Source organism: Coleofasciculus sp. F4-SAH-05, assembly GCF_040222985.1.
Taxonomy (GTDB): domain Bacteria; phylum Cyanobacteriota; class Cyanobacteriia; order Cyanobacteriales; family Coleofasciculaceae; genus Coleofasciculus; species Coleofasciculus chthonoplastes.
In genome coordinates this window covers 1-14,043 of sequence record NZ_JAVKBY010000131.1, presented here as the reverse complement: position 1 = coordinate 14,043, position 14,043 = coordinate 1, and the positions used below count along the sequence as shown (strand labels likewise).

Sequence of the window (14,043 nt, the reverse complement as noted above, 5' to 3'; positions counted from 1 at the left end):
GCAACATCTGTAGGGGCGACCCGCCGCATTAAATGAGGAAAACCCACTTATCAATGTTATCGGGTCGCCCTCCACATTTAATATTGGGGTTGCCCCTGAATAACACCATCTACATTTAGACTAGGGCGAGTCGAGACAGGTTAATTGTCACACCTCAATATTGGCTCAGCGACTCGCCCCTACTGCCCCGATAATCCCAACAACCGCGAACCCGATAATTCCCACAACCGCGAACCCGATAATTTCCACAACCGCGATCGCGTCTTGGATCGGGTTATGGTTGAAAAGGTGAACAACGCCTACTCTTCCCAACCCGATCGCCAATCACCAGAAATGGATATTAATCAGTTACTTCTCTGGATTGTCTGCACCTCTTGTATTCTGAACATTATCGTCGGAATTCGCCGTGCCAGTATTTCGGATTCAGCCTTGTACATCCGTAGCTGGATGATCGTTTCTGGGTTAGTGTTAGCCATCACTGCTGTCTTATATGTCCGCACTCCAGACAATGCAGGCTGGATTGGTGGGGGGTTATGGGGGTTGTTGATTTTAATGCCGATTCTGGGGTTTAGACTCATGAATCAACTGGCATATCAGGAACGCTTTGGTGCAGCTAGCCGACTGGGTAAACTTCTCTGTTGGTTACACCCCGCCCAGAATTGGCGTCAATTTGCTGAATTATTAGACACCCTGGAACAATTGAAGCAAGGTTCAACGGCTGAAGCCACGGCAATTATTAACCGCGACAAAACCACCAATCGTCCTCTGGTGCGACATACCATCGCCACTCTCTATAAAATGGAGGCACGTTGGCAAGAGTTGCGGGAGTGGATTGAGACCAATTTATCACAAACCGCCCTAGAACATGATCCCCGTCTAATCCTGTACTACCTGCGAGCATTAGGAGAGATGGGGGACTTAAATCGTGTGCTTGCTCAACTTGATCAATTTGAACGTATCTTAGAACGTAGCGATCGCGGCATCAATCAGAGTCAAGCTTATTTATTTGCCTTTGCCTTTTGCGGTCAAAAAGACCAGGTCGTACAATTGCTCACTGGACCTTTAGCATTTTATCCAAAGTACATTCGCCAATTTTGGTTGGCTACAGCAGATTGGGCGGCGGGAGACGTAGAGGAGGCGCGTCAGCAACTGTTGGCGATTTCCCCGCGCCATACTGGACTCTATCACCATGCGATTCAAGCTCGCTTATCCCAGTCACCGATCAACCCTGATACTGTCTTAACTCAACATTCCCGGCAAATTTTAGCCCGACTCATACTCAATCTCCACCATCAACTCCGATACGGTGCCAGAGAAAGGTTTCTGGGTTCTAGAGCCTACACAACGTGGGGAATTATTGGATTAAACCTAATCGTATTTGGATTGGAAATTAAATTTGGCGGAAGTGAAAATCCGCAAGTTTTATACGAACTCGGAGCATTAGTCCCCCAAGAGGTTCTCGATGGAGCTTGGTGGCGGTTATTAACTTCAACGTTTTTGCACTTTGGATTTCTGCATCTATTCATGAATATGCTGGGTCTTTATATCCTCGGACCCTTTGTCGAATATGCCCTTTCCTGGTGGCGATATTTGCTGCTCTACCTAAGTAGTGGTGTCGGTTCAATGTTGGTGGTATCTCTAGCTACTCATTTCGGATACTCTGAGGCACAATTTGTGGTTGGAGCATCCGGCTCAGTGATGGGAATTGTGGGCGCAACAGCGGCTATTTTACTTCAAGGATGGCGGCGAGAAAAATCCCGTTTAGCCTCTCGTCGTTTACGGTTTATTTTATTTATTATTACCTTTCAAGTTATCTTTGACCTGTCAATTCCTCAGGTAAGTTTCACTGGTCATACATCAGGCTTAATGATCGGTTTTTTGGTGGGGAATATACTCAGTCATAAGTCATAAACATGCCCTCGAAGGTCGTGAAGAATCAATTGTAGGGGCGGGTTTAGCCACTCGAACAAGCTTGTTACCAATAACTGACCAACAAAACCCGCCCTTACTCAGATTTTGCTACTCCCCCAGCCACCAAGCTAAAATCAAACAACGACTTTCATCTCGTGGGGCGCAACTAAGTTTGATGAAATTGCTGATCAGCAACGATGACGGAATTTTTGCCTTGGGGATTCGCACCTTGGCTGATACACTGGCACAAGCGGGTCATGATGTTACCGTTGTTTGTCCAGACAGAGAGCGATCGGCAACGGGTCATGGTTTAACCCTCCATGATCCCATTCGCGCCGAAACGATTGATACAATTTTTCACCCGGCGGTTAAAGCTTGGTCTTGTTCCGGAACTCCCTCAGATTGTGTCAAGCTAGCATTGGGAGCTTTAATTGATCATCCACCCGATTTAGTTCTATCTGGGATTAACCACGGTTCTAACTTAGGCACCGATATCCTTTACTCTGGCACGGTTTCCGCTGCCATGGAAGGGGTTCTCGAAGGAATTCCCAGTATTGCCTTCAGTCTGACTAGCTACACGTCTAAGGAGTTTCACGTCGCAGCCACATTCGCCAAAAGCCTGATTGAGCGACTCTCTGGCGCACCCCTAGCCAAAGTCATGTTACTTAATGTCAATGTACCGCCCGTGAGTCAGGCGGAAATTGCTGGGGTTAAGGTTACCCGCCAAGGAATTCGTCGCTATTTCGACACCTTTGAGAAACGAGTTGATCCACGGGGTAAAACCTATTATTGGTTAGCCGGTGAAGTGATTGAAGATATAGAACAACCCCCCCATTCCCATCTTCCCCCCGATTTAGCTACAGATGTTCAAGCCGTTAAGGAAAACTATATTGCGATTACGCCCCTGCAATACAACCTGACGGATATTGCTGGCGTCTCTAGTTTGCAAAGTATAGAGTTTTAAGTGGGTGGACACAATTAATGTGAACGGTGGAGATCGTCATTCGTCATTTGTCATTCTTCCCCTGCTCCCCCTGCTCCCCCTGCTCCCCCTCACCACAAGACTTATTCAGCAAGCCCTAATTTATTGGGGCGTTTTCTGTAACTCCGGTCGCTCTTCCGGAACGATCGCGCCTTCTACAGGACATACCTGTAAGCATATACCACAATCGATGCAGGTATCGAAATCAATCCAGTACCAGTCTGTCCCCTTGACATTTTTGCCGGGACCAGGGTGAATGCAAGCAACTGGACAAGCTTCGACGCAATCTGCAACCCCTTCGCAGGTTTCCGTAACAATAGTGTGAGACACGCTATTCCCTCTCGTAGTTACATGACATTGAGAAATGATCCCCCATGGGTTTTATGTTACTGCATTATCGGCAAGGAATCCATGTATCTCAACACCAATCAAAGATTATAGTATGCCGTTTATTGCTCCACCTTTTCCCCGACAATTCGCCAAATAGGAATGAATGAGACTTGCTTCAGGTGTATCTTTGACTTCTCGACGAGTTTTGATCAGGAAGCCACCAATGACATAAGCCGCAAATAATAGTGCGATCGCGATGACAACCTGAAGCAAGATATTACTTGGGTATTTTTTCATAGCCAGTCAAGTTATATTGTCTCTACCTACTTATCTCAACTAAACTGAATTCGGACATCCACAGAAGGTTATCGGTAAAACCCAGCCCTGCTTCCAGACGTGTCATGGCACGCTTACCCCCACCCTATCGCTCGATCTGTTGGCGTCTGGCTGTAACTGGGTGCAGAATGATTGAAGGGCAATCCTCGACTCAGCCAGCATAAGTCCCTCTGGTTATGGAGTTAGGGCAGAAGGATGAGACAATAGAGGTAATAGTGAATGACAAAGGATATAAAACAAATAACAACTCAGACAGATAAATGTATCTAAAATTGAGATTGGTCTAAACTAACTGAAAACGGAAGCGTTTTTCAACGTTCACCGATATCGCTGCGCTTATTTGTTTTAAATCGCCCGACTGAAACAGTCAACCAGACGTGCATGAGCGTGCGTCTGACAGCCAGAGCAAAAAGTAGCTGTTCAACAGCGAATACTATGACACTGTCTAATGCCGGTAGCGTTCTTGCTACATTGACCCAGTTAACCCAACTCAATCGCACGAGCGTTTTAACTCATCGAGTTAAAGACCTATCCCTTCCCGAATTTATCTGCCTACTGGACTTCATCACCGCTGAATTTCAGCAATTTCTGCGGGCGCTGGAAATGATTAACCATGAAGCGCTAGAAACCATGCTGGAGCAGGTGATGGAGGCGTTTACCCTAAAAATCGGTCAACTCCTACAAGCTGAGCGTACTACTATCTTCCTCGTTGATGGTGACAAAGATCAGCTTTGGGCAAAAATTCCCTCTGGTGAGGACAACGCCGCCAAGGAGGTTCGCATTCCCCTCAATGTGGGTTTAGCGGGTCATGTGGCGACGACGGGCGAATCACTCAATATCACCGAAGCCTATAACCATCCCCTGTTTAATCCTGAAGTTGACGAATCTCCGGGTTATCATACCAATTCACTCTTGTGTATGCCCATTGTCAGTAGCAATAAAAAGATTGTCGCTGTAGTGCAGTTGTTGAATAAAGCTGGGGGTGTACCGTTTGACGAAGAAGATGAACAGCGCTTCCGTGACTTTGCCGCCTCGATTGGCATTATCCTAGAAACCTGCCAATCGTTCTACATGGCAGCCCGTAGCCAACGCGGTGCAGCTGCCCTCCTGAAGGCAACCCAGTACCTGGGTCAAAGTTTAGACCTAGAAGCCACACTGCGTCTAGTCATGGATCAAGCGCGGGAGTTAATGCAAGCAGACCGCTCCACGTTATTTATGCTAAGTAAAGATAATGGGGAACTGTGGAGTAAGGTGGCGACGGCTGATGGCAAAGAGATTGTAGAAATCCGGATCTCAGCAAATCGGGGAATTGCAGGTTATGTGGCTTCTACGGGTCAACCGTTGAATATTGCCGATGCCTATAAAGATCCTCGCTTTGATCCAACGACGGACAAGAAAACAGGCTATGTCACCCGTAATATTCTCTGTATGCCTGTCTTTAACTCGGGTGGCGAATTAATTGGCGTGACTCAGTTGATTAATAAGAATCAAGGCAGCTTCAGCACCTCCGATGAAGAGTTTATGCGGGCCTTTAATATTCAAGCTGGAATTGCCCTAGAAAATGCCAAACTTTTTGAAAATGTTCTGATTGAAAAGCAATATCAAAAAGATATCCTGCAAAGCCTTTCTGATGCGGTTATTTCTACCGATATGCAGGGACGAATTGTGACAATTAATGATGCGGCGCTAGGATTACTGGGATGTCCTTTACAACAACTCACCAATCGCAACCGTCAGTTGTGGGAGGAAAAACTCACCAATCGCTACGTCTGGGAGGTTGTACCAATTGAACATCTCCAAGTCCGGTTACAAGACAGCCTAACGACGGGGGCGAAGCATTACATTCCCGAACAAAATTTAATGGTCGGTCTGTTTCAATGTCCCCTGGAAGAGATAGAAACACCGAATACTCCCCCCTATTGCCAATCCCATGATGATACTCATCTTTATCTCCTAGCTATTCCCAAAAGCGATGACCCAAAAACCTATAGTTTGTGGAATGAAAATCATGATAATTATGGATCTTTAGGTTACCTGTCTAAACAGCAAGTCCAACCTATTGAACGGAGTATTAATTTAACAGTTAATCCGCTAACAAACCCCCAAGGAATGGTGCGAGGGGGTCTGGTTGTATTAGAAGATATTAGTCGAGAAAAGCGGCTAAAAACAACCATGTATCGCTACATGACTCCAGAGGTGGCGGATGAAGTTTTAGCCTTAGGTGAAGATGCCCTGATGCAGGGGAGTAAAAAGGATGTCACTATTTTATTTTCAGATATTCGGGGGTATACAACTTTAACCGAAAATTTGGGAGCGTCGGAAGTTGTATCGCTACTGAATAAATACTTTGAAACAATGGTTGAATCGGTATTTGAGCATAAAGGAACCTTAGATAAATTTATTGGTGATGCACTGATGGCAGTTTTTGGCGCTCCCTTGGCGTTAAAAGAAAATCATGGCTGGATGGCGGTTCAATCCGCCTTAGATATGCGTTGGCGTTTAGCCAAGTTTAATGAACCTCGGATGCGAAATCGCCAACCTTTAATTCATATTGGGATTGGAATTAGTTCGGGAGAAGTGGTGTCGGGTAATATTGGTTCCCACAAACGCATGGACTACACGGTTATCGGAGATGGTGTGAACCTCAGCGCCCGCCTGGAAAGTATTACGAAAGAGTACGGTTGCGATATTATCATTAGTGAATATACCTATAACCTCTGTCGCTATAATGTTTGGGTGCGGGAACTCGATAAAATCCGCGTGAAGGGGAAAAACCAAGCGGTCAGCATTTATCATTTGATTCAAGATATCGACACCCCTCTTAATGATAACACCCACAAATTTTTAGATCTGTATGCTAAAGGGCGTCAGGCATACATGAATCGCGACTTCTCGATGGCAAGTATTTATTTTGAACAAGCCTATCAACTTGAACCTAATGATAAGCCGGTTTTGATTCACATCGAACGGGCTAAACATTATCAGAATAATCCTCCTCCCGATTATTGGGATGGCGTTCATACGATGACTAGAAAATAGGGGACAGCCACAAGTTGGGATTTCCTGATGTTAATCGACTTGGTATACCTAATTTAATGAATTAAGCATTAGCCGCAAAACCGTAGGGGCGCTAGGCGTGCGCCCGATTAAATGGTAAAATCTATTCCACCATTTTAGCTGTGTCATACCAAATCCGGGTTAACTACCCCCGTTATAACCCAGTCCTTGTCAAGCGGACGAAAGGGTCAGTGTAGCAGCGATTTTAATTGCTGTGGCAAAAGAGGGTTACAAAGGCGGATTTGGGATCACACCAGTAGGGGCGGGTTTAGGCAAATATCTTGTACTATTAATTTTATCACGCGATCGCGAATACAAATGTTCAGGCGAACAGGAAATAGTTTCAATTATGACATCAAAACTGGCAATCGTTACCGGTGGAACCCGTGGTATTGGTTTCGGCATATCCCAGAAACTGGCGAGAGATGGATATAACCTGATCATCGGCTTCAATAGCAATGAAGAAGCTGCCGCTACTGCCAAGGCTACCCTTGAATCAACCTATGGGGTAAACGTTCACTCAGTTAAAGGGGATGTGGCTGAAGAGTCCACAATTGAATCTCTATTCAACTGTGTAGAAGATAATTTTGATGGTAAACTGACTGCCTTTGTGCATAGTAGTGGACTATATGTTGGTCTGACTACCTCTCCTGAGTCCAGCCAAGCTACTCAAGCGGCAAAACTGAAAGCTCAGTTTTTTGGCGATGGAACGTTTACCAGCTTTGAGCAGTATGACTATTATCAAAATGTTTATCCGAAATGCTTCATTAGAGGTGTAGAACGAGCCCTTGAGTATATGGAGAATGGAAACGGTTATATTGTCGCCATATCTTCTCCGGGGTGTAATAGTAACCAAACCCCCAAGCTGCAATATGCTTTACCTGGACAAGCCAAGGCAACCCTTGAATTTCTCATCAGATACTATGCCAAGCAACTCGCCCCCAGACAAATCACTGTAAATGCGGTTATTCCTGGCTATGTCAAAACTAATGCTTGGGAATTTGTCACCTCGAAGTGGGGGGGATTAGATAGCGATGAAATGAAAAATATAATTAATAAGACACCAATGCAAAGATGGGTATTGCCTGAAGAAATAGGAGAAGTTGTTACCTTTTTATGTTCCCCTAAAGCGGCTTTTATTACTGGAGCCGCTCTGCCCGTTGATGGTGGGTTACATCTTAGGTGATTTGTCATCTATCATAACCATCCCCGTAGCCAATAAACGGCTGTACCAATATATTCTTTAATCGCCCGGGTCGTCATATCTAAATTTTGAGTATCTGGCAAACCATTCAATAAAATAGCCGCTAGACTACTATTCGGTTCATTCAGTTCTTGTTGAGTGACCAAAAAATCAGTTGGTGCTGGAATCGCGTCAATCCCCTGACGCAGAAAAATCCGTAGGGCGCGAGGCGTATGCATGGCAGAGGTAACTAATAATACCTGCTGTATCCCTTCCTGCTGTAAAATCTGCCGTACATTGACGGCATTTTGGTAGGTATTCAGGGATGCTGGATCTTGCAAAATTGCTGAGGAAGGAACGCCAATCATTTCTAAGATTTGAGCCATATCTGCTGATTCAGGAGAACCCCCACCCCGCCACCCAATCCGCCCCCCAGAGGCAATAATTACAGGGGCTTTCCCTTGCTGATAAAGCTGCGCCCCATAGAAAACGCGATCGCCTGCTTCATTTAAATCCGGTGCAGGGCGCGGCGGAATGGCGGATCGAGTCGCCCCACCCAAAATCACGATCGCCTCAGCTTGGGGTAACTCTGTGGGTGGAATATGCTGCCACTCTAGGGATTGAACGATGCTATTGGCAACCCAACCGTTACTGGCGACGAGCAAGATGATCAATCCTAAGGCGATAGGGATAGGAACCAAATGGGGGCGTTTCCAGGATAAGACTAACGCCACAACCATCAGTACGCAAGCGAGTCCTAATGGATACACAAATAAGGGGAGTAACTTGGAGAGAAATAAAAACATACAAGAATTAAATACAGAATTCCGATTGTATCCAGCCTTATGGTAAGGTTAAAGATGTCCTAACAAACCCCTCTACTGTATTAAGCGCTACACAGTCTTCTCTCTAAGGCAACGGACTGATTTCTATCCAAAAGCGTTAACATAACGTGAGTTGGGGATCACTAACCCCAACAATAATGCAACAATAAACGTAATCTAGACCTATTTTGAAGTGGAATGCTTCGCCCCGGCGACGCCGATATCTTAAACTTTCTCGAACAAATCCAGCTGGCTCGAAACGTCACGGCTGGTTTGCGCTGCTATCGTCTGCGAACAATGTGCTTACATTTTGGGCGGTGGCTGAAACTAGACAAAACCCAACTGCGCCAGCTAGTTTTCCTAAGTTACTGTCACGGCTTAGGCAAACTCAGCATTCCCGACTCGATTTTACTCAATCCCGGTTCCTTAAGCGAACAGGATTGGGTAAAAATTCGCGAGTATCCCGAAGTGTCTGCTTTGATCTGTAAGCAGCTTCCGGGATTGAAAGAATTTGTCCCCCTTGTCTTGTCTCATCAAGAACGAATCAATGGCACCGGCTATCCCAAAGGACTCAAAGGTGATGAAATTCCATTCATTGTCCAAGTTTTCCAGCTTGTCAATATCGCCGATGCCATTATCAGTAAGCGACTCCATCGCACCCGGAACGAACCCTCAAGCGATCGCCCCTACTGGATGCAAGCTATAGAAGAGATTACCAAGGAGATGGAAGCAGGCGCACGCGATCGCAATTTATGTGAGAAATTTTTCCGCTTTCTGGAGCTGTTCTACCAAGGCGGCGGGTGACGGGGGGCTGGGGGAGCTGGGGGAGCTGGGGGAGCTGGGGGAGCTGGGGGAGCTGGGGGAGCTGGGGGAGCTGGGGGAGCTGGGGGGGCTGGGGGAGCAGATTTGCAATCAACAATGAACCATGAACAATCAACAAATGACCAATGACAAATGACGAATGACCAATGACAAATGACGAATGACCAATGACCAATGACGAATGACCAATGACAAATAACAAATAAGCTATCGTAGAGGTTAAACTGGCACGATAGACGGATGGTTGCCAATGAAAAAGTTTTTGTTACTGTGTTTGTTTGTGATTGGGCTAGGTTTTGCCCTGTTCAACTTTAAAGGGTTGGCAAATCAGGGGGAATTTGGCTCAATTGTACTGGATTTCCGGGAAGATATTCCCGCTACAGAGATTAGTGCTGAGGTGGACGCGATCGCACAAAAATATGGTGTGACACCGCGACTCAATAGCGAATTCTCTGACGTTGACAATATTTACATTTTGGAGGGAGATAAACAACTCCTGCGTCAGCTCAAACGCTCAGAACTGGCAAAGGACACGGAATATATTGAACCCAACTACATCTACAGCACGTTTTTTGTTCCCAACGACCCCAGCTATAGCCAGCAATGGAATCTCCGCAGCATTAATGTGGAAGCCGCCTGGGATGAGACGCGGGGAAGTGGGATTACGGTAGCGGTGATTGACACCGGGGTTAGTCCAGTTCCTGATTTGAACGATACCAAACTCGTAGAAGGATACGACTTCGTAAACGATAGAGTTGATGCCTTTGATGATAATGGTCACGGGACTCACGTTGCTGGAACCATTGCCCAATCCACCAATAATAGTTATGGGGTGGCTGGCGTCGCTTATGAAGCCAGTCTCATGCCCTTAAAAGTCTTGAGTGCAGGTGGCGGTGGTACGATTTCCGATATCGCTGAAGCGATTAAATTCGCCGCTGATAATGGCGCGGATGTGATCAATATGAGCTTAGGCGGTGGTGGTGAAAGTAAACTCATGCAAGAAGCGATCGACTATGCCTATAACAAAGGTGTGGCGATTATTGCAGCAGCAGGGAATGCCAACCAAAATTCCGCTTCCTATCCCGCCCGCTATCCCCATGTTCTGGGTGTTTCTGCTGTAGATTCCGCTGGCGTAAAAGCCCCCTATTCTAACTACGGTGCAGGGGTTGACATTTCTGCCCCTGGTGGTAGTGAAGCGGGTAAGATTGTTCAAGAAACCATTAATCCCAAAACCAAAACTGCCATGTTTTCTGGCTTTCAGGGAACCAGTATGGCAGCCCCCCACGTTGCTGGGGTTGCGGCTTTGGTGAAAGCGAGTGGGATTAATGATCCTGATGAAATTTTCACCGTTCTCCAACAATCCAGTCGTCAGGTTGAAGATGATCCCCTCAACCACTTTGGCGCGGGACAACTAGATGCTGGGGGTGCAGTGCAATTGGCGGCGAAGGGACAAATTACCTTCCGCGATTTCTTCCGTTGGTTGCGCGATAGTGGCTATCTCAATCTCCGGTTCTGGATTGATGGTGGTGCAGTTGCACTGCTGCCGAAAGTTCTCATGGTTCTGGGTTCCTACCTCTTGGCGTGGTTCTTACGGAACTATTTGTCCTTTGGCTGGAGTTTGACCACAGGATTAGTGGCTGGAAGTTCGGGATTATTTTTCCTGCGCGGCTTCTATATCTTTGACTTACCTCAGTGGCCCCTACGAGTCATGGGTAGTTCGATTCCGGAACTGGGTACAGCGATTCAAGGCAGTAGTTTATTAAATCCCATTTTTGCCAGCGTGCTGATTCCCTTTATCCTAGTGGCTTTGTTCCTGGGACACGCACAATGGAAATGGGTGGCGATTGGTTCAGCCTTGGGTGTTGCTAGTTGCTTGGCGGTGAGTGCGATAATGTCTCCCAGTCTTCTATGGCTAGGAAGTGGGATTGGGGCGCGTCTATTTTTAATGGCGAATGCTTTCCTATGCTTTGGACTTGCCTATTTTGCCTCTAAGGAAGAGGGGAGATTTGCATGAGCATTAATGTCACGGGCAAAATCGAACACAAGGATATTGGCGTCGGGACTTGGGCATTGGTTGCCGATGCTGGAGAAACCTATGAACTTCAGGATGTCCCCGATGAGTTACAGCAACCTAACCTGAACGTGAAGGTGCAAGGAGAGGTGCGAGAGGATGTCATGACGATGGCTATGATTGGTCCAGTTCTCCAAGTGCAGTCCTTTGAGGTGATGGATTGAACTGAAAATCTAGGCTCTCCCGTAATTGATGTGATTCTCAAAAACTCATCACATTAGTTACGGGAGAGTTGCTTTTTTGGGAATAACTGACATAGCCAAAAGATCTCTTTTTCATAAAAAGACCTGAGTTCTATGTAGAAAATCAAAATTGAGCGATCGCTAAAAATCCCACTCTTCAAACAGTTCAGCAACCGACATGGAAAAGCCAGGAACGATCGCGTCACCCTCTAGCGTGTCTTGAGGACGAAGTAAGCGATCGGGTTCGGGCGAATGGTAAACCAGAACATATTTTTCATCGGGATGAATCACCCAAACTAAGCGAGTATCATTGTCAAAATATTCCACAATCTTGTCGTGGATTTCTTCAACGGTGTTGTTGGGAGAGAGAATTTCCACCGCCAGATCAGGAGAACCTTGAAAGAACCCACGAGGGGGACGCTTTAAACCCTTGAGCCGTTCTTTAGAGACAAAAGAGACGTCAGGCGATCGCTTGTTGCCGTTCTGTAAGGTAAACGCTGTACTAGAATCACAAACCGTTCCCAATTTGTGTTGCCGAACATAGATTGCCAGAAGCCCCCCCAGAAATGAGCCAATTCCGCCATGCTCCATCCCTGAATTGCCCATATTCACAAGCTCCCCGTTTACTAACTCATAACAATGCCCATCTTTGGACAGTGCCATAAATTCCTCATCTGTCCAAACTTTTTTCTCAGTGGAGATTGTCATAGCCCAAGCTTCCTCTCGATTTTCCGGAATCGCTACTTCTAGTGTGACACGTTACATGACGGGGAAAAAGGACACATCATTTAGGTAGAGACGTTCCGGCGGAACGTCTGGAACAACAGTTCTTTTGTCCTAATAGATGTGTCTACTGCTATAACCAATACTAGCAGTACAGCCATCAGCGCTAAGGCGATCGCACTGGCAGGTAAGCTTTTACCAAGATAGTGTTTAATAAACATGTATGAATGTCCTCTGAATATTCAGCAACTCTTAGAAGTTAATGCTTCCACCCATCATTCAAAGGCAATTTAGCCGCGATCGCATCCTTCTGGTGGAGTAGCAATCAACTCTATCCCATGGAGGATTTTGGCGAATAGGGAAATGGGGGAGCTGGGGTTGTAGAGACGTGCCATGGCACGTCTGGGAGCTGGGGGAGAGCCATGGCACGTCTGGGAGTTGGGGGAGATATTGATAAAAAAATGATCTAAACTGCTTGGGATATCTTAATTGGTCTTCCAGTTCCTGTCGATGGTACAAGAAAACAATCACGATTTAATCCGGGAAGCCGAAGCAACCCGTGTGCAGATACTCAGTGAAGCTCTACCCTACATCCAGCAGTTTGCAGGACGAACGGTTGTGGTTAAGTATGGGGGGGCGGCGATGAAGGATAGCAACCTCAAAGATAAAGTAATTCGGGATGTTGTCTTCTTATCCTGTGTCGGCGTTCGTCCCGTTGTGGTTCACGGCGGTGGTCCAGAAATTAATAGCTGGTTGGATAAGCTGGGGATTGAACCGCAGTTTAAGGATGGGTTGCGGGTAACGGATGCGCCCACGATGGATGTTGTGGAAATGGTTCTCGTGGGTCGAGTTAATAAAGAGTTAGTCTCGCTAATTAACCAGGCTGGGGGTTTAGCCGTGGGACTTTGCGGAAAAGACGGGAATTTAATCAAAGCCCGTCCAGAAGGGCGCAAGGGGATTGGCTTTGTTGGAGAAGTCAGCAGTGTGGATATTAAACTGGTGGACTCCTTGGTCAAAAGTGGCTACATTCCAGTTGTGTCAAGTGTTTCAGCGGATGAATCAGGTCAAGCCTATAATATCAACGCTGATACCGTTGCTGGCGAAATTGCTGCCGCTTTGGGAGCCGAAAAGTTAATTCTGCTCACTGATACTCCTGGGATTTTGCAGGATTACCACGATCCCTCCACTCTAATGGCTAAGCTGGATATCCAACAAGCACGAGAGTTAATGGTATCGGGCGTTGTGGCTGGCGGTATGATACCTAAGGTCAACTGTTGTGTGCGATCGCTGGCTCAGGGGGTACGGGCGGCTCATATTATTGATGGTCGAATTCCCCACGCCCTACTTTTAGAAATTTTTACCAATAAAGGAATTGGTTCTATGATTGTGGCATCTGAATTTACGACTTAGCCCTTGGTTCATGGTTCATCGCCCATCGTTCATTGCAATGAACCATGAACAACGAACGATGAACGTTAAATCCGTTATGAAAGACCTACTCAAAGTTGGTCAACCTTAGTCAGACTTAACTTTGATGCTTACTTCCTGCTTCGCTCTGACGGTGACGGCACTCAACCAGTCCACAGGCACTTCCCCACCTAACTGGCGGCTATCTCCAAATT

14 protein-coding genes are annotated in these 14,043 nt (G+C 46.5%); 8 read left to right on the top strand and 6 right to left on the bottom strand.

Annotation, left to right across the window (positions count from 1 at the left end; genetic code table 11):
• Positions 1-144 precede the first annotated feature (144 nt).
• Together RIG27_RS16090 and surE are read left to right on the top strand one after the other, a co-directional pair.
• Positions 145-1,911, top strand: coding sequence for a rhomboid family intramembrane serine protease (locus RIG27_RS16090; RefSeq protein ID WP_446346759.1), 1,767 nt, complete (start codon positions 145-147; stop codon positions 1,909-1,911).
• 175 nt (positions 1,912-2,086) lie between these two features.
• Complete coding sequence (surE, locus tag RIG27_RS16085; RefSeq protein WP_446346757.1) at positions 2,087-2,875, top strand: 5'/3'-nucleotidase SurE; 789 nt, start codon at positions 2,087-2,089, stop codon at positions 2,873-2,875.
• Between the two features lie 120 nt (positions 2,876-2,995).
• Here surE and RIG27_RS16080 read toward each other — a convergent pair whose 3' ends face one another.
• Together RIG27_RS16080 and RIG27_RS16075 are read right to left on the bottom strand one after the other, a co-directional pair.
• Entirely contained in the window at positions 2,996-3,223 is a 228-nt protein-coding gene (locus tag RIG27_RS16080; RefSeq protein WP_446342090.1) for an indolepyruvate ferredoxin oxidoreductase subunit alpha, read from the bottom strand.
• Positions 3,224-3,328: 105 nt separating this feature from the next.
• The gene (locus tag RIG27_RS16075; protein WP_446342088.1) at positions 3,329-3,520 is read right to left on the bottom strand and encodes a hypothetical protein; all 192 of its coding nucleotides are present in this window, start codon (positions 3,518-3,520) and stop codon (positions 3,329-3,331) included.
• 474 nt (positions 3,521-3,994) lie between these two features.
• Between RIG27_RS16075 and RIG27_RS16070 the strand changes: the two genes are divergently transcribed.
• Positions 3,995-6,598 carry a GAF domain-containing protein gene (locus RIG27_RS16070; protein WP_446346755.1) on the top strand — a complete coding sequence of 868 codons (2,604 nt, stop codon included), beginning with the start codon at positions 3,995-3,997 and terminating at the stop codon, positions 6,596-6,598.
• Positions 6,599-6,830: 232 nt separating this feature from the next.
• Positions 6,831-7,802, top strand: a complete 972-nt coding sequence (locus RIG27_RS16065; RefSeq protein WP_446346753.1) for an SDR family NAD(P)-dependent oxidoreductase — start codon at positions 6,831-6,833, stop codon at positions 7,800-7,802.
• An 11-nt stretch (positions 7,803-7,813) separates the two neighbouring features.
• On the opposite strand, the gene RIG27_RS16060 is transcribed toward RIG27_RS16065, so the two are convergent.
• On the bottom strand, positions 7,814-8,605 hold the full coding sequence (locus tag RIG27_RS16060; RefSeq protein WP_446346751.1) for a YdcF family protein: 792 nt from the start codon (positions 8,603-8,605) through the stop codon (positions 7,814-7,816).
• Positions 8,606-8,821: 216 nt separating this feature from the next.
• Here RIG27_RS16060 and RIG27_RS16055 point away from each other — a divergent pair, with 216 nt between their 5' ends.
• Complete coding sequence (locus tag RIG27_RS16055; protein ID WP_446346750.1) at positions 8,822-9,427, top strand: HD-GYP domain-containing protein; 606 nt, start codon at positions 8,822-8,824, stop codon at positions 9,425-9,427.
• Here the strand turns inward: RIG27_RS16055 and RIG27_RS16050 are convergent.
• Entirely contained in the window at positions 9,409-9,696 is a 288-nt protein-coding gene (locus RIG27_RS16050) for a hypothetical protein (protein ID WP_446346748.1), read from the bottom strand. The genes RIG27_RS16055 and RIG27_RS16050 overlap by 19 nt on opposite strands.
• On the opposite strand from RIG27_RS16050, the gene RIG27_RS16045 reads away from it, so the two are divergent.
• Both RIG27_RS16045 and RIG27_RS16040 read left to right on the top strand, forming a co-directional pair.
• A complete protein-coding gene (locus RIG27_RS16045) occupies positions 9,696-11,459 on the top strand; it encodes a S8 family peptidase (protein ID WP_446346746.1) in 1,764 nt (587 codons plus the stop codon). The genes RIG27_RS16050 and RIG27_RS16045 overlap by 1 nt on opposite strands.
• Complete coding sequence (locus RIG27_RS16040) at positions 11,456-11,680, top strand: hypothetical protein (protein ID WP_446346744.1); 225 nt, start codon at positions 11,456-11,458, stop codon at positions 11,678-11,680. Before RIG27_RS16045 ends, RIG27_RS16040 begins: the two co-directional genes overlap by 4 nt.
• A 159-nt stretch (positions 11,681-11,839) precedes the next feature.
• Here RIG27_RS16040 and RIG27_RS16035 read toward each other — a convergent pair whose 3' ends face one another.
• Positions 11,840-12,406, bottom strand: coding sequence for a Uma2 family endonuclease (locus tag RIG27_RS16035; RefSeq protein WP_446346742.1), 567 nt, complete (start codon positions 12,404-12,406; stop codon positions 11,840-11,842).
• 80 nt (positions 12,407-12,486) lie between these two features.
• Positions 12,487-12,642, bottom strand: a complete 156-nt coding sequence (locus RIG27_RS16030; RefSeq protein ID WP_446346740.1) for a hypothetical protein — start codon at positions 12,640-12,642, stop codon at positions 12,487-12,489.
• 289 nt (positions 12,643-12,931) lie between these two features.
• On the opposite strand from RIG27_RS16030, the gene argB reads away from it, so the two are divergent.
• On the top strand, positions 12,932-13,831 hold the full coding sequence (gene argB / locus RIG27_RS16025) for an acetylglutamate kinase (RefSeq protein ID WP_446346738.1): 900 nt from the start codon (positions 12,932-12,934) through the stop codon (positions 13,829-13,831).
• The last annotated feature ends 212 nt before the right edge of the window (positions 13,832-14,043 follow it).

Coding starts and splice junctions, on each gene's coding strand:
- RIG27_RS16075 (WP_446342088.1), bottom strand. CDS start 3,520: ATGAAAAAATACCCAAGTAATATCTTGCTTCAGGTTGTCATCGCGATC.
- RIG27_RS16030 (WP_446346740.1), bottom strand. CDS start 12,642: ATGTTTATTAAACACTATCTTGGTAAAAGCTTACCTGCCAGTGCGATC.
- RIG27_RS16045 (WP_446346746.1), top strand. CDS start 9,696: ATGAAAAAGTTTTTGTTACTGTGTTTGTTTGTGATTGGGCTAGGTTTT.
- RIG27_RS16035 (WP_446346742.1), bottom strand. CDS start 12,406: ATGACAATCTCCACTGAGAAAAAAGTTTGGACAGATGAGGAATTTATG.
- argB (WP_446346738.1), top strand. CDS start 12,932: ATGGTACAAGAAAACAATCACGATTTAATCCGGGAAGCCGAAGCAACC.
- RIG27_RS16060 (WP_446346751.1), bottom strand. CDS start 8,605: ATGTTTTTATTTCTCTCCAAGTTACTCCCCTTATTTGTGTATCCATTA.
- RIG27_RS16070 (WP_446346755.1), top strand. CDS start 3,995: ATGACACTGTCTAATGCCGGTAGCGTTCTTGCTACATTGACCCAGTTA.
- RIG27_RS16055 (WP_446346750.1), top strand. CDS start 8,822: ATGCTTCGCCCCGGCGACGCCGATATCTTAAACTTTCTCGAACAAATC.
- RIG27_RS16040 (WP_446346744.1), top strand. CDS start 11,456: ATGAGCATTAATGTCACGGGCAAAATCGAACACAAGGATATTGGCGTC.
- surE (WP_446346757.1), top strand. CDS start 2,087: ATGAAATTGCTGATCAGCAACGATGACGGAATTTTTGCCTTGGGGATT.